The sequence below is a fragment of the Opacimonas viscosa genome, assembly GCF_024199005.1.
In the GTDB taxonomy this organism is placed as follows: domain Bacteria; phylum Pseudomonadota; class Gammaproteobacteria; order Enterobacterales; family Alteromonadaceae; genus Opacimonas; species Opacimonas viscosa.
Window position 1 is genome coordinate 20060 of sequence record NZ_JANATA010000014.1, and the last position, 23646, is coordinate 43705.

19 protein-coding genes and 1 pseudogene are annotated in these 23646 nt (G+C 42.6%); 5 read left to right on the forward strand and 15 right to left on the reverse strand.

The features are described from left to right. The 4 genes from NLF92_RS08655 to lexA all read right to left on the reverse strand — a co-directional run bounded on the left by NLF92_RS08655 (position 1) and on the right by lexA (position 4265). Positions 1-567, reverse strand: coding sequence for a cytochrome c oxidase assembly protein (locus NLF92_RS08655; protein WP_254100883.1), 567 nt, complete (start codon positions 565-567; stop codon positions 1-3). A gap of 9 nt (positions 568-576) precedes the next feature. Next, on the reverse strand, positions 577-2175 hold the full coding sequence (gene ctaD / locus NLF92_RS08660; RefSeq protein ID WP_254100885.1) for a cytochrome c oxidase subunit I: 1599 nt from the start codon (positions 2173-2175) through the stop codon (positions 577-579). Positions 2176-2186: 11 nt separating this feature from the next. After that, positions 2187-3305, reverse strand: a complete 1119-nt coding sequence (coxB, locus tag NLF92_RS08665; RefSeq protein ID WP_254100887.1) for a cytochrome c oxidase subunit II — start codon at positions 3303-3305, stop codon at positions 2187-2189. A gap of 336 nt (positions 3306-3641) precedes the next feature. Further along, complete coding sequence (lexA, locus tag NLF92_RS08670; protein WP_254100889.1) at positions 3642-4265, reverse strand: transcriptional repressor LexA; 624 nt, start codon at positions 4263-4265, stop codon at positions 3642-3644. Between the two features lie 152 nt (positions 4266-4417). Here lexA and plsB point away from each other — a divergent pair, with 152 nt between their 5' ends. After that, complete coding sequence (gene plsB / locus NLF92_RS08675; RefSeq protein WP_254100891.1) at positions 4418-6859, forward strand: glycerol-3-phosphate 1-O-acyltransferase PlsB; 2442 nt, start codon at positions 4418-4420, stop codon at positions 6857-6859. 69 nt (positions 6860-6928) lie between these two features. On the opposite strand, the gene ilvA is transcribed toward plsB, so the two are convergent. From ilvA to NLF92_RS08690, 3 genes are read right to left on the reverse strand one after another with little or no spacing between them, the layout of a single operon-like run. After that, entirely contained in the window at positions 6929-8479 is a 1551-nt protein-coding gene (ilvA, locus tag NLF92_RS08680; protein WP_254100893.1) for a threonine ammonia-lyase, biosynthetic, read from the reverse strand. 11 nt (positions 8480-8490) lie between these two features. Next, positions 8491-10338: a dihydroxy-acid dehydratase gene (gene ilvD, locus NLF92_RS08685; protein ID WP_254100895.1), complete on the reverse strand. Its 1848-nt coding sequence runs from the start codon at positions 10336-10338 to the stop codon at positions 8491-8493. A gap of 29 nt (positions 10339-10367) precedes the next feature. After that, positions 10368-11300: a branched-chain amino acid transaminase gene (locus NLF92_RS08690; protein WP_254100897.1), complete on the reverse strand. Its 933-nt coding sequence runs from the start codon at positions 11298-11300 to the stop codon at positions 10368-10370. 487 nt (positions 11301-11787) lie between these two features. Here NLF92_RS08690 and NLF92_RS08695 point away from each other — a divergent pair, with 487 nt between their 5' ends. Continuing rightward, a complete protein-coding gene (locus NLF92_RS08695; protein WP_254100899.1) occupies positions 11788-13311 on the forward strand; it encodes a YifB family Mg chelatase-like AAA ATPase in 1524 nt (507 codons plus the stop codon). Positions 13312-13323: 12 nt separating this feature from the next. Here NLF92_RS08695 and ilvY read toward each other — a convergent pair whose 3' ends face one another. Then, positions 13324-14187, reverse strand: coding sequence for an HTH-type transcriptional activator IlvY (ilvY, locus tag NLF92_RS08700; protein WP_254100901.1), 864 nt, complete (start codon positions 14185-14187; stop codon positions 13324-13326). A 179-nt stretch (positions 14188-14366) separates the two neighbouring features. On the opposite strand from ilvY, the gene ilvC reads away from it, so the two are divergent. Together ilvC and NLF92_RS08710 are read left to right on the forward strand one after the other, a co-directional pair. Beyond that, the gene (ilvC, locus tag NLF92_RS08705) at positions 14367-15842 is read left to right on the forward strand and encodes a ketol-acid reductoisomerase (protein WP_254100903.1); all 1476 of its coding nucleotides are present in this window, start codon (positions 14367-14369) and stop codon (positions 15840-15842) included. A gap of 311 nt (positions 15843-16153) precedes the next feature. Beyond that, complete coding sequence (locus tag NLF92_RS08710) at positions 16154-16525, forward strand: hypothetical protein (protein ID WP_254100905.1); 372 nt, start codon at positions 16154-16156, stop codon at positions 16523-16525. A gap of 90 nt (positions 16526-16615) precedes the next feature. On the opposite strand, the gene NLF92_RS08715 is transcribed toward NLF92_RS08710, so the two are convergent. From NLF92_RS08715 to NLF92_RS08725, 3 genes and pseudogenes are all read right to left on the reverse strand, one after another. Continuing rightward, a complete protein-coding gene (locus tag NLF92_RS08715; RefSeq protein ID WP_254100907.1) occupies positions 16616-17014 on the reverse strand; it encodes a DUF6746 family protein in 399 nt (132 codons plus the stop codon). Between the two features lie 8 nt (positions 17015-17022). Further along, entirely contained in the window at positions 17023-17427 is a 405-nt protein-coding gene (locus tag NLF92_RS08720; RefSeq protein WP_254100909.1) for a PepSY-associated TM helix domain-containing protein, read from the reverse strand. 154 nt (positions 17428-17581) lie between these two features. Next, positions 17582-17920 (reverse strand): annotated as a pseudogene (locus NLF92_RS08725) (TonB-dependent siderophore receptor); the annotation flags it as partial. Between the two features lie 477 nt (positions 17921-18397). Here NLF92_RS08725 and NLF92_RS08730 point away from each other — a divergent pair. Then, a complete protein-coding gene (locus tag NLF92_RS08730; RefSeq protein ID WP_254100911.1) occupies positions 18398-18736 on the forward strand; it encodes a hypothetical protein in 339 nt (112 codons plus the stop codon). A gap of 174 nt (positions 18737-18910) precedes the next feature. Here NLF92_RS08730 and NLF92_RS08735 read toward each other — a convergent pair whose 3' ends face one another. The 4 genes from NLF92_RS08735 to proB form a co-directional block, all read right to left on the reverse strand. Further along, positions 18911-20131: a multidrug effflux MFS transporter gene (locus NLF92_RS08735; protein ID WP_254100913.1), complete on the reverse strand. Its 1221-nt coding sequence runs from the start codon at positions 20129-20131 to the stop codon at positions 18911-18913. 4 nt (positions 20132-20135) lie between these two features. After that, positions 20136-21044, reverse strand: a complete 909-nt coding sequence (locus NLF92_RS08740) for a DMT family transporter (protein WP_254100915.1) — start codon at positions 21042-21044, stop codon at positions 20136-20138. A gap of 133 nt (positions 21045-21177) precedes the next feature. Next, complete coding sequence (locus NLF92_RS08745; RefSeq protein ID WP_254100917.1) at positions 21178-22440, reverse strand: glutamate-5-semialdehyde dehydrogenase; 1263 nt, start codon at positions 22438-22440, stop codon at positions 21178-21180. A 9-nt stretch (positions 22441-22449) separates the two neighbouring features. Beyond that, a complete protein-coding gene (gene proB / locus NLF92_RS08750; protein WP_254100919.1) occupies positions 22450-23553 on the reverse strand; it encodes a glutamate 5-kinase in 1104 nt (367 codons plus the stop codon). Positions 23554-23646 lie beyond the last annotated feature (93 nt).

Genomic DNA, 23646 nt, shown 5'->3' on the forward strand with positions numbered 1-23646 from the left:
TTACTCTGCAGATTCGGTAGTCACGTCCGCCGACGTGCCTGTAATGTCATACAAAGTATATTGAACAGTAAAAAAATTAATATCTTCTGGTAGTTGTGGATCAACATAGAACTGCATCGGCATTACAGCCTCTTGTCCAGAAGGGAGGGGTTGGTTATTGAAGCAAAAACATTCTGTTTTATTTAAGTATAAAGCTGCGGTACCAGGCGAAACTGAAGGGATAGCTTGTCCAACAATATCTCTGATAGCAGGATTACGTACATAAAATTCAACAGTATTTAATTCACCAGGGTGAACTTTGACCGTTTCTGTTCGAGCTTCAAACTTCCAAGGCATACCGGCGGTTGTTTTTGTTATAAATTGCACGGTAATCATCCGTGACGTATCTACTTCTGGAGCAGAGTACGTCACAGCGGTTTCATTAGTCTTACCATTAATCCCTGTAATATCACAAAAAACATCATACAAAGGGACTAATGCAAAACCAAAAGCAAACATGCCAAATACCACACCAACTAATTTCACAACAAGTCGACTATTTGGGTTTTGTGATTGCTTTGGTTGCATAAGACGTCCTTATTTCACTACAGGTGGAGTATCAAAGGTGTGATAAGGTGCTGGCGATGGGATTTCCCACTCTAAACCTTCTGCCCCATCCCACACTTGGTCGCTGACTGGCTCACCTTGTTTGCGACAAGCCTTAATCAACAATGCAAGGAATATCAATTGTGATAAACCAAAGGCAAAGCCGCCAATACTTATCCACTTATTAAAGTCGGCAAACTGCAGTGCGTAATCTGGGATACGACGCGGCATCCCTGCTAAGCCTACAAAGTGCATAGGGAAGAACAACACATTAACAGAAATGAGGGAGGCCCAGAAATGCCACTTGGCTAACGTAATATCAAACATCACACCAGTCCATTTTGGCAGCCAATAGTATGCCGCTGCCATAATCGAGAATACGGCGCCAGTTACCAAGACATAATGAAAATGCGCAACTACAAAATAAGTATCATGATACTGGAAGTCTACCGGTGTAATCGCCAGCATCAATCCAGATAAGCCACCTATCGTAAATAGGATGACAAACGCAATAGCAAATAACATGGGTATTTCAAACGTCATTGCTCCACGCCACATGGTAGCTACCCAGTTAAAGACTTTGACCCCGGTGGGGACAGAAATCAACATGGTGGCAAACATGAAGAACATCTCTGCTGCGACTGGCATCCCTGTAGTAAACATGTGATGTGCCCAAACAATAAACGACAACAAGGCAATAGAGGCTGTTGCATAAACCATTGAGGCATACCCGAACAGTGGTTTACGAGCAAATGTCGGAATAATGTGAGAGATGATCCCAAATGCTGGTAAAATCATAATGTACACTTCAGGGTGTCCGAAGAACCAGAAAATGTGCTGGAACATGACGGGATCGCCACCACCTGCGGCGTTGAAGAAACTCGTACCAAAGTACTTATCCGTCAACACCATTGTGACTACACCCGCTAAAACCGGCATAACCGCAATCAGTAAGAATGCTGTAATTAACCAAGTCCAGACGAACATTGGCATTTTCATCCAAGTCATGCCTGGTGCTCGCATATTCCAAATAGTCACAATGACGTTGATGGCGCCCATAATGGATGAAATACCCATAATATGAACAGAAAATACAAACAGGGCAGTACTGTCACCTGAGTACGTGGTGGATAGTGGAGCATAGAATGTCCATCCGAATGCTGGACCACCCCCCTCAACAAACAATGAAGACAATAGAATCAAGAAAGCAAAAGGTAAGATCCAAAAACTCCAGTTATTCATTCTTGGTAGTGCCATATCCGGCGCACCAATCATCATTGGAATTAACCAGTTTGCCAAACCTGTAAATGCTGGCATAACAGCACCAAAAACCATAATCAAACCATGTACGGTGGTCATTTGGTTAAAGAACTGCGGATCAACAATTTGTAAACCGGGTTGGAATAGCTCGGCGCGGATCACCATTGCCATCGCGCCACCGGTCAAAAACATAATAAAAGAGAACCATAGATATAGCGTACCAATATCTTTGTGGTTAGTGGTTAAAAGCCAACGTTTGATCCCTTTTGCGGGGCCATGATGATGATCATCGTGAGCATCATGTTTAAGTGTCTCTGTTGCAGAACTCATGATCTTCGCTCCTATTTACCATTTGCTTGCATAAATACATCTTTGGCTTGGATAATGTCACCCGTGTCATTGCCCCATGCATTACGCGTATATGTTACAACTGCCGCAATTTCCGATAAGGTTAATTGCTTCGAAAATGACTGCATCGCCGTTCCAGCACGACCATTCAAAATGATGTCGATGTGTCCCACTTTGTCGTTTAAGACCAAAGAGCTCCCTTTAATCGAAGGGAAAACACCAGGTAAACCTTCACCATTAGGTTGGTGGCATGCTGCACATTTGGCTAAATATTGTTTTTTACCATTCGCCATTAAGTCATCCATGCTCATGTTCATAGCGAGCAAACGTTCCTCTTCAGCTTTGGCTTCCTCGATCGCCGCTATCTTTTCAGATTTCCATGCATTGTAATCAGCAGGATCTTTCGCGATGACGACTATCGGCATAAAACCATGGTCCTTGCCACATAACTCAGCACACTGACCACGATATACACCAGGCTCAACAACATTGGTCCAGGCTTCGTTAATGAAGCCTGGATTGGCATCTTTTTTCACTGCAAAGTCAGGCACCCACCAAGAATGAATCACATCATCTGAAGTAATCAGAAAACGTACCTTTTGCCCTGTTGGGATAACTAAAGGGCGATCTACTTCTAATAAGTAGTTTTCACCTTTACTGAATTTGTTATTAATCTGTTCTCGCTGAGTAGCTAGATTAGAGAAATACTCTATGTCACTGTCCATGTATTTGTAGTGCCACTTCCATTGTGAGCCGGTGACTAATACAGTCAAATCAGCTTCAGAAGTGTCTTCCATCGCTATCAATGTGTTAGCTGCAGGAATAGCCATCAGTACTAAAATAACAAATGGCGCGACTGTCCATGCTATTTCAACCTTTACGCTTTCATGAAAATTAGCTGGCTTTACGCCTCTTGATTTACGATGCAAAAACATCGAAATAAACATGATCCCAAAAACTAATACACCAATGCCTATACATATATAAAACATCAGCATATGTAAGTCATACACTTGAGAGCTAATCTCGGTCACACCTTGACGTAAATTTAAATCACTTCTTGCGCTCTCTGCACTTTGTGCAAACACAGCAGATGATACAAACATACTCATCAGCGTTCCGATTGTCCCCTTGAGTAAACCCACTCAACACCTCCGCGGTTTTTAATCCACAGCAAACATTTCGTAATTATTATTTTGTTTAGAAAAATGACGAAATGTTAAGCCGATATACAAATACTGTTAATATCATGTTAAACAATGTGTGTAATTTGTACAACCGTTTTATGTGCTTTAAATGTCAATTTGCGTGCTGATATTCAAAAATATCAACTTTAGTTTAGGTTTCAGGGGCTTAGATTCTTTTGACGCATAAAAAAACCAGCATATTTTCATACGCTGGTTTTACGAATTTAAGTGTATTGTTCAGGTAAATTTACGTTTTCTAGCTTACATCCAATCTGCGTTTCTGATCACACCCACTGCGATCCCTTCAATGTTAAATGGCTGAGTAGCTAAATCGACTTTGATAGGGGAGAAATCTTCATTTTCAGCGTGTAAAACCACCTGAGAACCATTTTTCTCTAGGCGCTTCACCGTAACATCTTCATCAACACGCGCAACGACAACCTGCCCATTGTGCACATCCGTAGTCCGGTGTACCGCGAGTAAATCGCCGTCAAGAATACCAATGTCTTTCATACTCATGCCATTGACACGAAGTAAAAAGTCAGCTGCCGGATGAAATAATGCAGGATCCACTTTGTAATGAGATTCGACATGTTCTTGGGCTAGGATAGGTTCACCAGCAGCCACACGGCCAATAAGTGGTAAGCCTTCTTCTTCAACCACATCATCCAAAGGCACATTTAATTTAATCCCGCGTGACGTGCCCGGTAGCATTTCTATCACACCTTTTTTAGCGAGTGCTTTTAGGTGTTCTTCAGCTGCATTCGCCGATTTAAAACCAAGTTGGCGAGCAATTTCAGCTCGCGTTGGTGGCATACCAGTATCGAGCATAGCAGCTTTAACAAGGTCTAATACTTCTTGTTGACGAGGTGTTAAGGGACGCATGATTTAATCCTGTGAATGCAAACAGTATTGTGAGTATATCCAGTGCTGTATAAATTACAAGTGTTTATTTATCCAGACTCGCTTTATTCCGACTAACGCTTACCCAAGATTTCACGTTATAATAACGATGTTATTAATTTAGGATACTTTATATGTCTGCGCTTCGTACTGTTTTGATTTTCCTTCTATATTGGCCATTGCGCCTTTTAGTGCGACCGCACACGATCCCTAGCGCACTGTCAGAAGAACTGAATATAGACCCAGACCAACCCACTTTGTACGTGCTGCATACTGACTCTATCTCTGATCAAGTCGCATTATCTATCTCAGCAAAAAAACTGGGGTTAATCAGTCCTTTTAAATCCATCACGTTGACAACAGAAAAATCGATCAACACTTGTTTGTATTTACACAGCCCTAAACCCTTGTTCGGCAAGAAATCTACCAAGAAAAAAATGGAGCAACAGGTTACCAACTTATTCCATATCCATCGCCAACAACCCAACTTAAATTTACAAATTGTCCCCGTTTATATCACTTGGGGCCGGGCGCCAGATAAGTCCAAACCGGGGTTCAGTGATATCTTAGTCGATGTCGCTTCACCGAGTTGGTTGCGTAAAGTATTTATTGTTTTATTTTTGGGGCGCGACAGTTTCGTATCATTCTCACGCTCTGTCTCGAGTCAGTATATGGCCCAACAACACGGGACTGATGCTCACATAGCCAAAAAATTAATTCGTGTGACAGGTACCCATTTTCAACGTAAACGCCAAGGGTTAACTGGCCCAACACTCTTGGAGCGACAAACATTACATTCTGCGGTGGTGGGATCTGAATCCGTAAAAGCCGCGATAGCTGATCTGGTAGCCAATAAAGGCAAAACCAAAGCCGCAGCTAAACAAGAAGCGCATGACTATCTCACAGAAATTGCAGGTGATTATCGGGAAGGGCTGGTACGTTTTGCGGATCGCATCCTCACTCCCCTTTGGAATAAAATTTACAATGGGATTTCTGTAGGTAATGCTGCAAAAGTTCGTGAACTAGCCCGTAATGGTCATGAAATTGTATATGTGCCGTGTCATCGTTCCCATATGGATTATTTATTACTGACCTATGTCATCTACAAAGAAGGGTTAGTGACTCCGCACATAGCAGCCGGAATTAATCTTAACTTTTGGCCAGCAGGTCCATTGTTCCGTCGCGCAGGTGCTTTTTTCCTGCGTCGCAGCTTTGCCGGAAATAAATTATATACGGCTGTTTTTCGGGAGTATTTAGAACTGTTATTTAACAAAGGATATTCTGTTAAATACTATCCTGAAGGTGGTCGCTCGCGTACCGGTCGTTTATTACCTCCGAAAACGGGCATGCTCGCCATGACTCTCCAAGCAATGAGCAAAGGCATTAACCGCCCCGTCAGTATCGTACCTGTGTATATTGGTTATGAAAATGTGATGGAAGTCAGTTCTTATGTAAAAGAACTCAAAGGGAAATCCAAGAAAAAAGAATCGCCTTTACAAGTGCTTGGTGCACTGAAAAAACTGCGTAACTACGGCCATGGTTTCTTGAATTTTGGTGAGCCAATCCAGCTGAATAAATTCTTGGATGAGTATACACCAGACTGGAATACCGATAGACCTACAGAAGCAGATAAAAAACCCGCGTGGTTGACCCCTGCCGTCAATCGTTTAGCAGATGATGTCATGTTAGAAATAAATAAATCTGGTGCGCTAAATGGTATGTCACTGATTGCGTTATGTTTACTTTCAGCCAAAATGCACACGCTCAGTAAAGCAGATCTTATTCATACTTTGGCTGATTATCTCACCTTGTTTAAGGCGCTGCCATTTTCAGATACGGCATCTGTTCCAGATATAAGTGCTGCCAAAATGGTTGAGCAGACCCTTGCTTTGAAACGTCTGCAAGTGACCAAAGATGAGTACGGTGAATTAATTGCGCCACTGCCAAATAAAGCGGTTGTATTAACGTATTACCGCAACAACATCATGCATCAATTTGCTCTGCCTAGTTTGATTTTAGCACTCGTTTTTGCCCAAAAAGGATGTGAAAAGAAATATATCAAAGCGACTTGTGCGACAATTTATCCGCTGTTACAAAAAGAGCTTTTCATTTACTTTAAACCCGCTGAATTAAACGATTTAATTGATCGTTATATAGACCAACTGAAATCCCAAGGTTTACTGGTTCAAACAGGTAGAAAACTGCAAGCACCACCGGCAGAAGACAAGGCATTCACGTCGGCATGGTTATTATCTAAAGTATTACAAGAGACCTTCCAGCGCTATGCAGTAGTTTTACATCAATTGCGCCAAAATGAGTCGACTAGCCGTGGTGACCTAGAACGCGGTTCGAGGAAAATCGCTGAGCGTTTATCTAAATTATTTGGTGTGAGTTCACCTGAATTTTCTGACAAAAACGTCTTTGCTACGCTCGTTAATGGCTTACGTGAGAATGGTTTACTGACCTCGAATGAATCTGGAGCTTTAGAGTTGAACGCCAACTCAGAAGAATTGAGCCAGTTGGTCAATACTTTGGTATACCCTGAGATTGTCCAACATTTACAAAACCTAGACTAAACAAACGAACACCTCACATTGCCAATGTGAAACTTGGCAATGTGATAGCTTGTTTTTATCCATAAACGCTTATGAATGATTGCCTAGAAAGAATTGATAAGCAGGGTTATCGGTATGTTCGGCATAAGTAAAGCCCAGTTGCTCCAAATGCTTTTGGAAAGCATGTTCACAATTATCTGGTAAATCAAAGCCAACTAACACTAAACCTTCTGCCGCACCGTGGTTGCGATAGTGGAATAAAGTAATATCCCAACGTGCTCCTAGCGTGTTTAAGAAGTGCATTAAAGCCCCTGGGTATTCCGGGAACTCAAAACCAAATACACGCTCATTGATGGGTACTGGTGGTTTACCGCCAACCATATGCCTCACATGTAACTTCGCCAATTCATTATTCGAAAGATCACACCATTCATAACCGGCGCTAGCGAGCCTACTAGTTAATTCTGCATATTCTGCCAAACCGCGTTTCAACTTCACACCAACAAAGACATGTGCTTCGCTTTTACTTGCAAAGCGATAGTTAAACTCAGTGATATTAATACCGCCGAGTAATTCGCAGAATGTTTTAAATGAACCCGTTTGCTCTGGAATTTTCACCGAAAAGACGGCTTCTTTACCTTCACCTAATTCACAGCGTTCAGAAACATAACGCAGGGTGTGAAAATTAATATTGGCACCACACAAAATACCACCTAAGTGCCGGCCAGACACATTGTTTTCTCGTGTGTATTTGCGAATTGCCGCTACAGATAAAGCGCCTGCAGGCTCAGCAATGACCCGTGTATCGTCGAAAATGTCTTTGATGGCTGCACATATTTCATCGTTGGTCACTGTCATCACTTCATCTACGTACGTTTGGCAAAGACGAAATGTTTCCTGGCCCATAATTTTAACAGCAACACCATCAGCAAAAATACCCACAGAAGGTAATGCAACAGGTTCACCAGCCTCCATAGCTGCTTTTAGGCATGCTGATTCAGCCGATTCAACCGCAATGATTTTGACTTCTGGGCGCAGCTGTTTGACATAAACGGCAATCCCAGCAGCTAAACCACCACCACCGACCGCCACAAACAACGTGTCCAACTCAGGATGTTGCTCTAACATTTCACGGGCAATCGTACCTTGTCCCGCAATCACATCTGGATCATCAAAGGGGGGAATGACCGTTAAGTTGTGCTCTGCACTTAATGCATTCGCTTTCGCTAATGCCTGATCAAAACTAGTACCATGTTGCACAATCGTCACCCACTCTCCACCGAATCGACGCACCGCATCGACTTTTATATCAGGTGTGGTTTCTGGCATTACGATCGTGGCATGAATTTGTTTCTTTTGGGCAGCATAAGCCATGCCTTGAGCATGATTACCAGCAGAAGCAGCAATCACGCCTGCTGCTAACTGTTCTGCTGATAATTGACTAATGCGATTATATGCGCCACGCAACTTAAATGACTTGACCGGTTGCTGATCTTCACGTTTTAAAACAACCGTATTGCCTAACTCCATGGACAAGCGATTCATCACCACACAGTCTGAATTGACGGCAGCTTCGTAAACAGGTGCCAACAAAATTTTTTTCAAATATTCGTTCGCGCTAAGTGGTGTTGATTGAGTCACTAATTTATCCTTTAGATATCTTCTAGCTTTGCTGGATCACGGACAGCACCTTTGTCGGCACTCGTTGCTAACATAGCAAAATTGCGCAGCGCTAAAGATACTTTCCGCTCACGAGATACCGGTTTGTATGGACGCTCACGTTGTTCCATAGCCGTTCGACGTGCACTGATTTCTGCATCAGATAACACTAGGTTGATACTCCGATTAGGAATATCAATGGCTATCTTATCGCCATCTTCAACCAACGCGATACCACCACCACTAGCAGCTTCAGGTGAACAATGACCGATTGATAAACCTGACGTTCCTCCAGAGAATCGACCATCAGTGATCAATGCACATGCTTTACCTAATCCTTTGGATTTTAGGTATGACGTTGGATATAGCATTTCTTGCATACCCGGTCCGCCTCTAGGCCCTTCATAACGAATGACCAAAACATCGCCCGGGTTAATCGTATCTTGTAATATCGCAGATACCGCATCATCTTGTGATTCAAACACACGTGCTACACCATCAAATTTATGAATGGATTCATCGACACCTGCAGTTTTCACAATACAACCATCTTCAGCTAAATTACCAAAGAGAACAGCTAGGCCACCCTCTAAGCTGAATGCATTATCAATACTGCGGATACAGCCGTTCTCACGATCGTTATCCACTGTATCCCAGCGACAGTCTTGGCTAAAAGCTTGAGTCGTGCGAATGCCAGCTGGGCCTGCTCGATAAAACGTATCTGCCTCTGGATTTTCACGGGTAATATCCATCTTTGCAATAACATCTCCGATAGTACCACCTAGCACATGATTCGCATCTGCATGGAATAAACCGGCTTTATTTAATTCATTCAAAATACCCATGACACCACCCGCTCTATGGACATCTTCCATGTGGTATTCTGGCGTCGCAGGGGCGACTTTACACAAATGCGGTACTTTGCGAGATAAGCGATCAATATCATCCATTGTAAATGGCACTTCGCCTTCAATCGCAGCAGCAAGCAAATGCAAAATAGTATTTGTTGAGCCACCCATCGCAATATCCAAACTCATCGCATTTTCAAAAGCGTTGAAGTTTGCAATATTTCTAGGTAGTGCTGACTCATCATCATCACCATAGTAGCGTTGACATAGCTTTACGATTTCCTGACCGGCACGAATGAAGAGTTGTTCACGGTCAGCATGTGTCGCTAACAAAGAACCGTTACCAGGCAATGATAAGCCTAGTGCTTCAGTTAAGCAGTTCATCGAATTCGCAGTAAACATACCAGAACAAGAACCACAAGTCGGACACGCTGAGCGTTCGATTTCTTCACTATCTGCATCAGATACTTTGTCATCTGCAGCCGCAACCATGGCATCAACTAAATCGAGTTTAATTAATTTATCAGAAAGTTTTGTTTTACCTGCTTCCATCGGACCACCGGAAACAAAAATCACTGGGATATTCAGGCGCATAGATGCCATTAACATTCCTGGAGTAATTTTGTCACAGTTAGAAATACAGACGATAGCATCCGCACAATGTGCGTTGACCATATACTCCACAGAATCAGCAATGATTTCACGTGACGGCAAGCTATACAGCATACCGGCATGCCCCATCGCAATACCATCATCAACCGCAATAGTATTAAATTCTTTAGCGACGCCACCAGCCGCTTCGATACTACGAGCCACCAGTTGCCCCATATCTTTGAGGTGGACATGGCCTGGCACAAACTGAGTAAATGAATTAGCAACCGCAATAATTGGCTTACCAAAGTCAGAATCTTTCATTCCTGTCGCACGCCATAAAGCACGTGCGCCAGCCATATTACGGCCTTGTGTTGTTGTTGCTGAGCGAAGTTTTGGCACAATAATCTCTCTTTTAAAATCTAAATTTTTTACTTATAAACAGGAGTTAACCAACCCCATTTATCAGGTGTAGAACCGTTAAATAAACCAAAGAACATATCTTGAACTTCTTTGGTAATTGGCCCACGACCACCATTACCCACTGCAATACCATCGACTGAACGCACAGGTGTTACTTCAGCTGCCGTTCCACACATAAATATTTCATCAGCTAGATACATTGATTCGCGCGGAATGTTTTCTTCACGGATCTCATAGCCAAGTTCTTTTAACATGACCATACATGTATCACGTGTGATACCAGGTAAAATAGCTGCCGTTTTCGGAGTCGTCATCACCACTTTGTCACGTATAACAAAAATGTTTTCGCCTGCACCTTCTGATACATAGCCATTAACGTCGAGCGCAATCCCCTCGCCGTAACCATGGCGACGGGCTTCCATTGAAATAAGCTGAGATGACAAGTAGTTACCACCGGCTTTTGCACCTGTAGGTAAGGTATTGGCGGCTAGACGACTCCACGATGAGATACCTGCATCAACACCGTTTTGTAAGGCTTCTTCCCCTAAGTAAGCGCCCCACTCAAAAGCAGCGATACTTAATTCCGTTTCCTGGCCGAACGGGACTTGGATACCCATACCTAAATCGCCATAAAACGCAATTGGACGAATATACGCAGATTTCAAGTCATTTGCGCGAATAATATCCATAGTAGCCGTGTTGACTTGATCCAGCGTGTAAGGGATGGTCATACGATAAATCTTTGCCGAATCAAACAAGCGACGGTTGTGGTCATTCAAACGGAAAACACAGGTGCCTTGATCTGGTGTGTTATAAGCACGAATACCTTCGAATACTGAAGAGCCATAGTGAATAGCGTGAGTCATGACATGCACGGTTGCATCTTGCCAAGGCATGATGTCACCATTAAACCAAATTTTTTCAGCAGGGGTCTTAGCCATTTTACTTCCTTAAATCATGTAGGGGTCAAACAGGTATGCCTATTTGAGGAATCTTAAATACGTCTAAATAATACACGACAATTAATCTTTTAGGTAGCAAGCTCAAGAGACGCTGATACACAGTTAATTGTAATAATGCCAACTCATGTCTATTCCGGGTATTCAAAATCGAAACAAAGCAAAATAGCAGACACACGTATACACAAACGGTAACATACATGTTTGGAATGAAGGTTTAGCAGTATAAAAGTCGTTTATATTAACCTTTATCTCTAAAATAGAATGGTCACTGATGAAGCATACATAAGTACGATCCTCAGTAATACTAGCTCAAAATAATAAGCGATACAACACTCAAACTCTTGCAAAGATAAATTCAATTCTTCGACCTGTGCTTTGGTTGAGTTTTACATAAAACTGTCCTAACCAAGTTAGACTGCCAATTATATTTATATCACTCTCTTTTTTTCTTTCTGTGGATAGCGCAATGTCCTTGGCAATCATTTACTCTCGAGCTTGTATTGGTATGACAGCACCATTAATTACCATCGAAGTGCATATTAGTGTCGGACTCCCTTGTTTTCAGCTGGTCGGGTTACCCCAACGGAGTGTTTCGGAAGCCAAGGAAAGAGTGCGATCCGCAATGATCAACGCTGGGTTTGAGTTTCCCAGTAAACGTATCACCGTTAACCTTTCTCCTGCAGATGTACCAAAATCAGGGGCACGTTTTGATTTGGCAATCGCCTTGGGTTTGCTCGTTGCGAGCGGTCAACTCGAGCAGCACCAACTAGACCCTTACGAATGTGTCGGAGAGCTAGCCCTATCCAGTCAACTCAGAAGAGTCGATGGGATCATGTCAGCCGCTTTAGCCTGTACCAAAGCAAATAAAACGTTATTAACGAGTATTCATAACACAACTGAATTGTCTTTATTAGCCCCTATTCAAGCATTCACCGGTACTCATCTAAGCGATATTGTTGGGCATATTAAACAAACGGATTTGCTACCTAAAATTACGGCTGATGAAAATATAAATCAGCCCAGTGGTAACGACTTAGATATCGCTGATGTCATTGGACAGGACAAAGCCGTTAGGGCACTTTTGATTGCCGCTGCTGGCGGTCACAACGTCTTGTTATTTGGTCCGCCAGGCTCCGGTAAGACCATGCTAGCCCAACGGTTTAATTCTCTATTGCCTCCTCTAAGCCAAGCAGAGGCGGTCGACAACGCTATGATTTTATCTGTAGCAGGCAAGGATTGTCATTCGCAATGGGGAGCTAGGCCACTGCGCCAACCACATCATTCAACGACACCGACGGCTATGATAGGAGGCGGTTTAATACCTCAACCAGGAGAAATATCGCTGGCCCACCGGGGAACACTGTTTATGGATGAATTACCGGAATTTCAACGTGCAGCAATTGACAATCTCAGAGAACCATTAGAAAGTGGTCAAGTGCATCTTTCCAGAGCAAATTACAATGTAACGTTTCCTGCTGACTTTCAATTAATCGCAGCCATGAATCCGAGCCCTACTGGTGATATAGAGAATAATCGCAGTACCTATGATCAAACCATGCGTTACCTACAAAAGATATCTGGCCCATTTCTCGATCGGATTGACATCCAAGTTGACGTCAAAAAAGTCAGTGTCAATGATATGTTTCGCACACCACCTCCCACTCAAGTAGCTAACACGTCAGCTGAGCTGGCACAAAGAGTCCAAAAAGCACAAACCTTGCAGATAAAAAGACAAGGGGCGCTTAATCAAAAAATGACACAACGCCATATCAAAACGCACTGCCCATTAGGTCAAACAGAAGAAAACTTCATGCGCATGGCTATTGACCGCTTAGGTTTATCACTACGCGTTAGCCATCGCATTATAAAAATTGCCCGTACGATTGCTGATCTCGAACAGGACCATACTATTACCCAAAGTCACCTTGCTGAAGCACTACAATACCGTGCATTTGACCGATTTTTAGTGCAGTACGCTCAAGAGGGATAAAAACGACATGCTCTAATTTAGTGCCATCTCCAACATGGCTTGTATTTTAGGTTCTTCCTGACGAGTTGCAAGACATGCTAACCCCAAAGAATAAGGTTCGATATCATCTACTTGGATCTGTCTTAGTTGATGACTCAACGTCGAATGGTCCAACACGATTTGTGGTACAAAACCTATACCTAACCCCAAGGCGACCATACTGGCAATCGCCTCATTCCCCCCTACATGAGCATATATTTGAGGGCGGATGTTGTGCTCTGCCAACCAATGATGCACGATCCGTTTAGAAGGGCCGGAATCCGGCAAAATCAAATGCTGTTTAGGCCATTGGATTTTTTTCACATCTCTGATCTTGAGTGTTTTGGGTACGATTAGTACCAATGGCACCTGCCCCAATGGCACAAAAGCAAGCTCTTTAGGAAATTCTGGTGTATGAATAGATATGGCAATATCACTGTGTTTTTGTAATAACCTTTGTTCTGCCAAGGCTGGATCACCGGTCACTAATTGCATATCGACATTAGGATGCAGGCGTTTGTAAGCGTTCAATAGTTCAGGCAAGTGGGATTGTGATGCCGTTACTGAACAATACATACTAAGAGCCCCACTTAACTCTTCTTTTTGTTGTTGTAACATGACTTGGGTTTGTTGCCATGCAGCTAAAGTCTGATGAGCAAATTTCAAAAATACATGACCTGCATGAGTGAGATTGACGGCTCGGTTATTCCGTTCAAACAGCTTAATTTGCGTATCATCTTCTAAACGTTGAATCGCTCGACTCAACGTCGAAGGCGTAACATACATCGCCTCAGCCGTTTTACCGAAGTGCAATGTAGATGCCAAATGACTAAATAATTCCAAGCTGCGAAAGTCCATAAGAGGCCTCCAAAATTCTAGTATTGCAAAAATTGCAACAAAGCATTGCGAATATATCATTTTCCAAAACAAACAGCATCCACTATATTTCAACGCAATCGTCACTGATTATGTTTGGAATGTAACAACGCTGTTTGATTATAGACGGCTTTTTTAACTTAAATATATTGGAACCCTACATGGCTAATTATTTTAACACTCTTCCTTTACGCGTCCAGCTTGACCAATTAGGTCAATGTCGTTTTATGGATCGTTCTGAATTTGCTGATGGATGTGACTTCCTGAAAGGCAAAAAAATTGTCATCGTAGGTTGTGGCGCACAAGGCCTGAACCAAGGCTTAAACATGCGTGACTCAGGTCTTGATGTTTCTTATGCCTTACGTCAAGCAGCAATCGACGAGAAACGTGACTCTTTCGTCCGTGCAAGTGAAAACGGTTTTACAGTAGGCACTTACCAAGACCTTATTCCAACCGCAGATTTAGTTTATAACTTGACGCCTGATAAACAACACGCGTCGGTAGTTGAAGCGGTTATGCCTTTAATGAAAGAAGGCGCAACATTAGGTTACTCTCATGGTTTTAATATCGTTGAAGAAGGCCAACAAATTCGTTCTGACATTACTGTTGTCATGTGTGCACCAAAATGTCCAGGAACTGAAGTTCGTGAAGAATACAAGCGTGGTTTTGGCGTACCAACACTCATCGCTGTGCACCCAGAAAATGATCCAGAAAACAAAGGTTGGCCAATTGCTAAAGCACTAGCATCAGCAACTGGTGGTGACCGTGCAGGTGTGCTTGAATCATCATTTATCGCTGAAGTTAAGTCTGATTTGATGGGTGAGCAAACTATCTTATGTGGTATGCAACAAGCCGTAGCTGTACTAGGTTATGAAAAAATGGTTGCCGACGGTGTTGAGCCAGGTTACGCAGCTGCCTTGTTACAGTATGGCCTAGAAGCTATCACCGAAGCATTGAAGATCGGTGGTGTAACTAACATGATGGATCGTTTATCGAATCCAGCTAAAATCAAAGCACACGATTTGTCAGTTGAACTGACTCAACTATTACGTCCTTTATTCGAAAAACACCAAGATGACATTATCTCAGGTGAGTTTTCTCGCACAATGATGGAAGATTGGGCCAACGGTGATGCAAACTTATTAAAATGGCGTGAAGAAACTGGTCAGACAGCATTTGAAAATGCGCCAGTTTACGAAGGCAAAATTGATGACCAAGAGTTCTTCGATAAAGGTATCTTTGTCGTAGCATGTATCAAAGCTGGTGTAGAGCTTGCTTTTGATGTGATGGTTGAAGCGGGTATCTTACCTGAGTCTGCGTATTATGAGTCATTACACGAAACGCCACTTATTTCTAACACCATTGCGCGTAAGCGTTTATATGAAATGAATGTAGTTATTTCTGATACTGCAGAATACGGTAACTACTTATTTGCTAATGCTGCCATCCCGTTATTAGCAGAGAAAGTCATGCCAAACATTACACCTGAACTTTTAGGTGGCGGTTTGACCTCAACTTCAAATGCAGTAGATAACATGCGTTTAGTAGAAGTTAACAAAGCCATTCGCGAACATGGCGTGGAATGGATTGGTGAAGAATTGCGTGGTTACATGAGTGACATGCAAGCTATCATCTAGAATGTAACAGTTCTGTCGTTAGGTGCTTTTTATAAAGCCCTTTTGCCCGGCCTTTTTGGCCGGGTTTTTTATTTCTGGCATATGCAGGCCTAGTCGGGCCATTGTGATTTAGTCACTTTGGTTTTATCCGTATTTTTAGTATATTAACAATTAGCAGTGTGGCTCAAGCATACTTTGCAGCCAAACACAGGGATGTCACACCCCATCGTTAGGCAGTGGTAGGCTTATATATTGGCGGTTTGATAATCGCGTTTTTTTGCATTGATGCCTGGACGGATGATGCATAATGTCATTTATGGGTAGTGTTGATAATGAGTATTTTACGTGCGTTATTTGGTAAGCCCCTGGATTGTGATCCCTACAGTCCATACACAGTTGATGGCAAGCATCCGACATTGCAACGTCAAGCATTGATTCGTCCAGCTCAGTTATCCCCTAAGAAACCATCTTCTGATAGCTCAACCAGAACTCATTTAACAAAAGTACGAAAACCACCGCGCACAAATACAATCACAACTACGTTGTTCTCTCGCCTTAAAGCCTCACTCAAAGCACTTGAGGCTGAACTTGATCCCATGCAGGTCGCTGCAGATTCTGGTTTTGCGAGTAAGAACTCAAGCGATAATGATATCAAAGAGCGGCTTCAACGTCGTGTGACTGAACTACGCCGAAGACACGAATAGTCACTATTTTTACTTTAGACTCCCCCACGACATCGCTACGCTCTGATCACAGGGGGCCATTTAAATACATATAAACACTTGCTCAACAAATTAGTTAGAGCAAGTCACTCCTTTGGTAAATAATTCACCTTGTGCCAAATACTTTTTACCAAAAGCTTTAATTTTGTTCGGTTCTAGTTTTTCAGAAGCTTGATGTACTTCTTCCAAATCCTCTGCCACAGTAACTAAGTCTTGTTGTAAACGCTGCAATGCATTTTCCAAGGTATAAGTCAGCTCGTGTACTTTTACCATATCCAACGTCGTCAGCTCCTCCTTTGCCGTAATTTCAGCAAGATTCTTTTGGTAGCTTTGCATATTACACAATGCGGTTGTAATGGTATCAGCCTGCAATGCTGGAAAGTGCGCCATATCATGGTCAGCTTGTGCAAAACCAGACAATGTCAATAATCCCACGTAAGCTGTGAGTAAAGTTGTTTTCATACGTTTCATTTTATTCCTTAATTATAATGTTTCAGAGAATGAGCAGGTAACGTCTTTTTACGTCTGTTTAATCTTGTTTTTGGCTGACGTCGGATAATAAACATCAACGTCCCCGTCACCATCAATATAACGGGTGCTAAGCCAACAATACTCCAAATGATTTTGGACCAGATACCGGCAAAATAGCCAAAGTGTAGTTTACGCGTGCTATCATCAAACTTTTGTAATACTCCAGCATGGCGAATATCGTATTTGGTTTTCAGCTCCCCAGTATGGTGGTCATATACTACCATGCTGCCATATTGACTGAGTAAAGGATTATTGGTCACAACGCTACCAAAGAACATAATATCCATATCATCCTCATTGGGAATAGCCAAATAATTCGGTATAAAACTGGGTATTTCTTGCTGACTAGCCAATCGCAAAGTGTCAAAATTTTCGCCCAAAATCTGCGATATAACATGATCCCACTGACACCTAAAAAGCACATGATCAGCGCAATAACAACCCCAAGAACCTTACCTTGCAGTTCTGGTATTTGCGGCTCAATCACTAGCATATGGTGGGGTCTTAACCACGTGCCGTGTAATACGTTCTGTCTTTCTCGATTCGCTCAACGTTGACACCTGTAGCACTATCTAAGGCAAGATTGGTATTCGTCAACAAAAAGTCTTCTAGCTGGGCATTAGTAATGACCGATACTGATTGAGGGATATCTTTGATTGCTAACTCCATGCGCGTAGCTCCGCTTGCAGCATGTGCGTTGTAGCCTTGTAAATAGGCACTAGAAACCTCAATCGTTTCTATTGGGTCAACAGTATCGTTAGCCAAAGCTGGAACAAGCGTGGAAGCTAAACAAAGTGAAATGAGAGAGTATTTACAAGGTGTTGTTAAAGGATGACGTTGGTGCATGGCATGTCCATAAAATGTGATTGATGATGATTTTTGCGCATCATACGATCACACAAACAATAACGCAAATGAGAATTGTTATTATTTACATAAACTGTGTATTTCAATAGTGTTGCATAAAACAGACAGTGCTTTTGTCTATAAAAGTGATAGTTAGTCGCTTATAAAAGCCATCTGAATAGCATAATAGCGAAATTACCTCACACTTTTCTCGCGCTCACCCTCATAAGCATGAGCTGTGTTGCTAAGTTGCAACACTTAATCCCTTTCCAGTTCAACCAAAATAACTCAAGCTATTGATATTAAACAAATTAATAAAACTGGTACAACTCGTGCAACACTGTAAGTGAGTTGAGTAAGAGTCTAGATAATTAAATTTATCAAACAAAACCTAAACTTCACATTGAAGGAACGCTGTGGGGTTTGGGTGACTCTTTTTTAAATTAACATTTAAACCAAACATGAATTGAGTAAATAATGGCAAACGAAATAACACGATATACTCGCATCGGAGAATGGATTTTTGAAGTCAAAATGGTAAGGGCTTTAAAAGTAAAAGAATATGGTGAACCTTATACAGCCTGCGCTAATCTCACTATAAACGGCTCAGATTTATACATTGACTCACAAATGACCAGAGACGGTGATGATTTTAACCGCAAAGATTTCTTGTGTTTTTATAAGTTTTGCCAACAGATGAATGTGAATTTTGCGACTTACGACAAAATTAAAGATAACGAACGAATGCCACGTCGAATTGAAATTTTTCAAAATACTGAAGATAAACCGGTTGTACAGTTAGGAAAAGTTTCATAATAAAAATATTTTAAGTACATTATTTTTTGGAGTCTACGCCCCTGTAAGCAATATGAGTGGAATAACGAGTTTGGTTTTCCCAAACCCTAGAACAAGAAATCACGGTAAAAATAGCGCTTACTAGACTGTCGCCACAACAGATGTTGTGGCTTTTTTCTGCCTAAAAAAATTGCCTTATCGAATTTCAGCGACCCTAAACAAGCCATAGCTACACAAGCCCAAAATCAGAAACCCAAGCGTAATGGGTTGTAATGAATCAGCTAAAAACGTATCGATGAAAAGCGCTAAAGGTACAGCAACAACCGAGCTTAAAGATCCGATAAAGGCTGCTCCAACCCCTGCAATTTGCCCGAGTGGTTGCATCGCCAAAGCGTTCATATTGCCAAATAAAATGCCAACAAAAAAGAAATCAACAAATAACAACCCAATCCATATAGTTAAGGTCGGTAAACCACCAAAAAACCACACCACAATACACAACACTAGGCTAGTGAGAATATGTCCAAACAAGGCCAAATAACACAAACGCAACATCCCCATTTGCTCGACCAGACGCGCATTCAACATAGAAGCACAACCAATCGCAAAAGCGAGTAATGCAAAAATATAAGGGAACCATTCGCCCGTCGAATATAAGTTTTGAAAAATCGTTTGTGATGCACTGAGGTATGCTAAAAATGCGCCAAAAATACATCCCATAGCAATAATATAGGGCAATACTTGGCGATGAGTAAGGATAAACCGAGCTGCGTCAACAAACTCACTCAAGGCAAACGGTCTGCGCACACTACGATGTAACGTTTCTGGCTGCCTAGCGAAAAACCAGATTGCGGTCAGTACCGTAATCAGCAAAAAGAAGACAAAGATATACCACCAGGAGCTCATTAGCATAATCCACTGACCAATCACAGGTGCCGCCATTGGGACTAGGATAAAAATAATCATGATAAAACTCATGATTTTGGCCATAGAAGCACCGACATAAATATCTCGAATCATAGCCATCGCCGCAATTCTTGGCCCTGAGACACCAAAAGCCTGGACGAATCGACCCACTAACATAGTGGTCATATCCTCAGCGGCCATACAAATGAAAGTCCCGAATACAAAAATAAGCATGCCCACTAGGATAGTTGCTCGACGACCTCTAGCATCCGCAAATGGACCAAAGAACATTTGCCCAAATGCCATACCGATAAAGAATAAACTCACCACTAAATGATTTTGCTGTGCTCCAGTACTAGCGAGATCGTTGCCCATGGCGGTGAGTGCTGGCAACATAGCATCAATACTGAGTGCAACAAGCGAAGTTAACAATGCCATCAGAGCGACAAACTCTAGTTGGGATAACGTCGCTTTTGCATGTGTCGTTGTGTCATCGTTGATTTGTGACATAGGGCTATACTCTACCTAAAGAAGAACTAAAACGTTGCAGGTATTTCACTTTACCCATAGCACAAGCATTACCCAGTAAGACTAAGACCACACCAAAAAGCGCGTAAATGCTCCATTGGTAGCCTTCAAAAAAGGTCGATAAAACCAATGCCACAAGTGGGTACAACAAGACGACATAAGCCGCTTTATCCGAGCCAATATTTTGAATTAACTTCATGTAACATCCAAAAGCGAATACCGAACCGAACAAACTGAGATACACCAACGTGTAATAAAATGACGATACTGTGGGCAATTCAAAAGGGATTTGGGTGAGTTGTAGAACAACTAAAACAGTCACTGAACCATATAACATGGTGTAAAAGTTCATCTGTACCACAGGGACATTATCCAAGGTATTCTCGGATATCACATTCCCGATGGCTGCTGAAGAAAAAGAACAAAACGCAAATAACAAACCCAAACCCAAGCCAGCCTCCAAACTCACTTTACTCAATTCAGGCGCAAAAATAGCAGCAATGCCTAAGAAACCTAAGGTCGCACCAAGAAGCACTTCGAAACGGACAGGTTTACCTAGAAAGATTCGGCGCAACACGACATTGAAATAAATCACACTAGAACTCAACAAAGCGAGTAGTGCACTTACGATATGTTGCTGAGCAGCGTACAAAAACCCATAATCTAAAGCATAGAAAAACAGGCCAACTAGTAAAAACTGACTGTGTTGTTTGCGTGAAAAGCGCATATTTTTTCGCGTGAGCAGACAGAATATGCCTAAGATAATAGCGGCGAGTAAAAAGCGGATCCCAACAGCATAAGTCGGCTCCAGCGTATGCCCGATTTGGAAATTAATCGCCAACCAAGTAGAACCCCAGATCAGAGTACATAAGATAAAGTAAAAGGCATTTGGCATAAATAAAGAGTACTCGACAAATAGAGAAAGGATAACAGCTGAAGCTTATGCTGTACCAAAGGGGCATTCTAGCCGAAAATCCCTACCTGTCATATAGTTATGCCAAAATCAATGTCGTCTTCATGGCAGTGAGTTAAACTCGGATATGCCCATCACCTGAGACAACAAACTTTTGAGTGGTCAAAGAAGCGGCTCCCATTGGACCATAGGCATGCAGTTTTGATGTGGAAATCCCAATTTCTGCACCCAACCCTAGCTCCCCACCATCCGAGAATCTAGATGATGCATTAACCATGACTACCGCAGAGTGTATTTGTCGTAAAAAGGCCTGCTGTCGCAACGGTTCTTCACTCACAATGACTTCTGTATGACCTGAGTTATAGCGCTGAATATGTGCTACGCCTTCGGCAAAATCAGCAACCACACGTACCGCAATTTCCATCGCCAAATACTCTGCTGCCCAATCTGCTTCCGTAGCTAAAGTAGCATCTAAGCCCGCTTCGACAAAATACGGTAAACTGACTGGACAAGCATGGACTTTGACTTTGTGCTGCGCGAACATGGCGGCTATCAACGGCAGTAAGTGAGTCGCTTGGGCGGAATGTATTAAGACCGTTTCCAAGGAATTACATACACTTGTGCGCTGTGTTTTGCCATTTTCGAGGATGTTTAACGCTTTTTCGGTGTCGGCAAATTCATCTATATAGCAGTGACATACACCTTTAAAATGTTGAATAACAGGGATCTGGCTATGCGCTGTCACAAAGCGTATCAATCCTTCACCACCGCGAGGAATAATAAGGTCGACATCATCAGCTAGGGTTAGTAAGGTATTTAGAATTTCACGATCAGGGTCAGGAATAACCGTCACCGCAGCTTCTGCTATACCGTGTTTGGCAAAGACAGAATGTAAACACTGCGCCAGAGCAAGATTTGAATGTATTGCTTCTTTACCGCCGCGTAAAATGACCGCATTACCGGCTTTGAAACACAGAGCAGCAGCATCAATGGTGACATTTGGACGAGATTCATAAATCATACCAATGACACCCAATGGTATCTGCATCTTTTGCACTTGGATCCCTGAAGGCATCATTTCAGGCTCACTTAAATGCCCCACGACTTCTGGTTGTGCCGCGATATCCATCACAGCTTGGGCGATTTGGGCGATGCGCTGGGCATCTAGCGCCAAACGGTCTTGCATTGCCATATCCATGTTGTTTGCTTGGGCTTGGGCTAAGTCAAGTTGGTTAGCCGCAATGATGACTTGTGTTTGAGCCAATAATTCTTCAGCAACATCGTTGAGCACATCTGTTTTTTGTTGCGCATCTAGTTGGGCAACTGAGATGGCTGCTTGGCGGGCTGCTTTGGCAGCAGATCGGATACAAAATTCCATGAATTTACCTTACAAAATAACTAAATTATCACGATGCACGAGAACATCTGACAGTGTATACCCCAGTCTAGTACTAATAGCATCGCTTTTACATCCCGCAATCGTCGCTGCTTCGTTGTAATCATATTGGCATAAACCTTTCGCCACGACATTGTCATTAAACACAATATTGACTGCATCGCCCGCTTTGAACTCACCACTCACTGACACAACACCAATGGGTAATAATGAAGCACCCTTATGGATAAGGGCAGCATGTGCACCGGTATCAATATGCAATGCACCTTTACTCTGTAGGGTATATTGTAACCATTCCATGCGTGCTTTGACGGATCCTGATTTAGGTGTGAATAACGTCCCAGGGCATTTACCCTCAGCTAAAGCATCAAACGTAGCTGCACTTTGGCCGTTCACAACCAACATCTGGATCCCTGTTTGCGTACATTTTTCAGCGGCTTCGATTTTGGTTAGCATACCACCTGTGCCGACTGCACTCCCAGCACCACCGGCCATTGCTTTAATCTCTGGCGTAATCGCAGTGACACAAGTTAACAATTCGGCATGTTTATCTGTCCGAGGATTCGCGGTAAATAATCCCTCAATGTCTGAACAAATAATACACGTATCCGCTTGGGCGACCATCGCGGTGTAAGCCGCTAAATTATCATTGTCGCCCACTTTTAATTCGTTGATTGCTACAGTGTCATTCTCGTTCACAATGGGAATCGCGTTATGCGCTAACAATTCGCGCAAAGTATTTTGGATATTTACATAACGCTGACGGTCATGTAAATCATCCATTGTTAGCAAAACTTGGGCACAAGGTTGATCAAAAAAACGCGCCCAATTTTGCATCATCTGAGTCTGCCCAATGGCTGCCATAGCTTGTTTTTCAGCAATGGAAGGAGCATGTTTAATCGGTATTGACGCACGCCCTGCAGCCACGCTACCTGAAGAAACTAGAATAATTTCTTTGCCTTGCGCGAGTGCAGTCGTAATAAATTTTGCAATGGGTAACAAGTATTGCGCCGAGCACCCTTGTTGGGAGCCACCAGGGGCGATGAGTGAACTGCCTACTTTGATAACGGCACGTTGCCAAGAAAAGTCATGCATGGGAGAAAATACAACAAATCAGAATACGTCTAGGATACGACAATTCGGCCAAGAAACAACCTAGACCACAGGCTTAATTCGCATAAGTTAGCC

Bases quoted from the DNA above. Each gene is read 5' to 3' on its own strand.
- plsB (WP_254100891.1), top strand. From the start codon at position 4,418: ATGTCTGCGCTTCGTACTGTTTTGATTTTCCTTCTATATTGGCCATTG.
- NLF92_RS08730 (WP_254100911.1), top strand. From the start codon at position 18,398: ATGGCAAACGAAATAACACGATATACTCGCATCGGAGAATGGATTTTT.
- NLF92_RS08740 (WP_254100915.1), bottom strand. From the start codon at position 21,044: ATGCCAAATGCCTTTTACTTTATCTTATGTACTCTGATCTGGGGTTCT.
- NLF92_RS08690 (WP_254100897.1), bottom strand. From the start codon at position 11,300: ATGGCTAAGACCCCTGCTGAAAAAATTTGGTTTAATGGTGACATCATG.
- NLF92_RS08655 (WP_254100883.1), bottom strand. From the start codon at position 567: ATGCAACCAAAGCAATCACAAAACCCAAATAGTCGACTTGTTGTGAAA.
- NLF92_RS08695 (WP_254100899.1), top strand. From the start codon at position 11,788: ATGTCCTTGGCAATCATTTACTCTCGAGCTTGTATTGGTATGACAGCA.
- NLF92_RS08715 (WP_254100907.1), bottom strand. From the start codon at position 17,014: ATGAAACGTATGAAAACAACTTTACTCACAGCTTACGTGGGATTATTG.
- NLF92_RS08735 (WP_254100913.1), bottom strand. From the start codon at position 20,131: ATGTCACAAATCAACGATGACACAACGACACATGCAAAAGCGACGTTA.
- NLF92_RS08745 (WP_254100917.1), bottom strand. From the start codon at position 22,440: ATGGAATTTTGTATCCGATCTGCTGCCAAAGCAGCCCGCCAAGCAGCC.
- ilvY (WP_254100901.1), bottom strand. From the start codon at position 14,187: ATGGACTTTCGCAGCTTGGAATTATTTAGTCATTTGGCATCTACATTG.
- coxB (WP_254100887.1), bottom strand. From the start codon at position 3,305: ATGAGTATGTTTGTATCATCTGCTGTGTTTGCACAAAGTGCAGAGAGC.
- proB (WP_254100919.1), bottom strand. From the start codon at position 23,553: ATGCATGACTTTTCTTGGCAACGTGCCGTTATCAAAGTAGGCAGTTCA.
- ilvC (WP_254100903.1), top strand. From the start codon at position 14,367: ATGGCTAATTATTTTAACACTCTTCCTTTACGCGTCCAGCTTGACCAA.
- lexA (WP_254100889.1), bottom strand. From the start codon at position 4,265: ATGCGTCCCTTAACACCTCGTCAACAAGAAGTATTAGACCTTGTTAAA.
- NLF92_RS08710 (WP_254100905.1), top strand. From the start codon at position 16,154: ATGAGTATTTTACGTGCGTTATTTGGTAAGCCCCTGGATTGTGATCCC.
- ctaD (WP_254100885.1), bottom strand. From the start codon at position 2,175: ATGAGTTCTGCAACAGAGACACTTAAACATGATGCTCACGATGATCAT.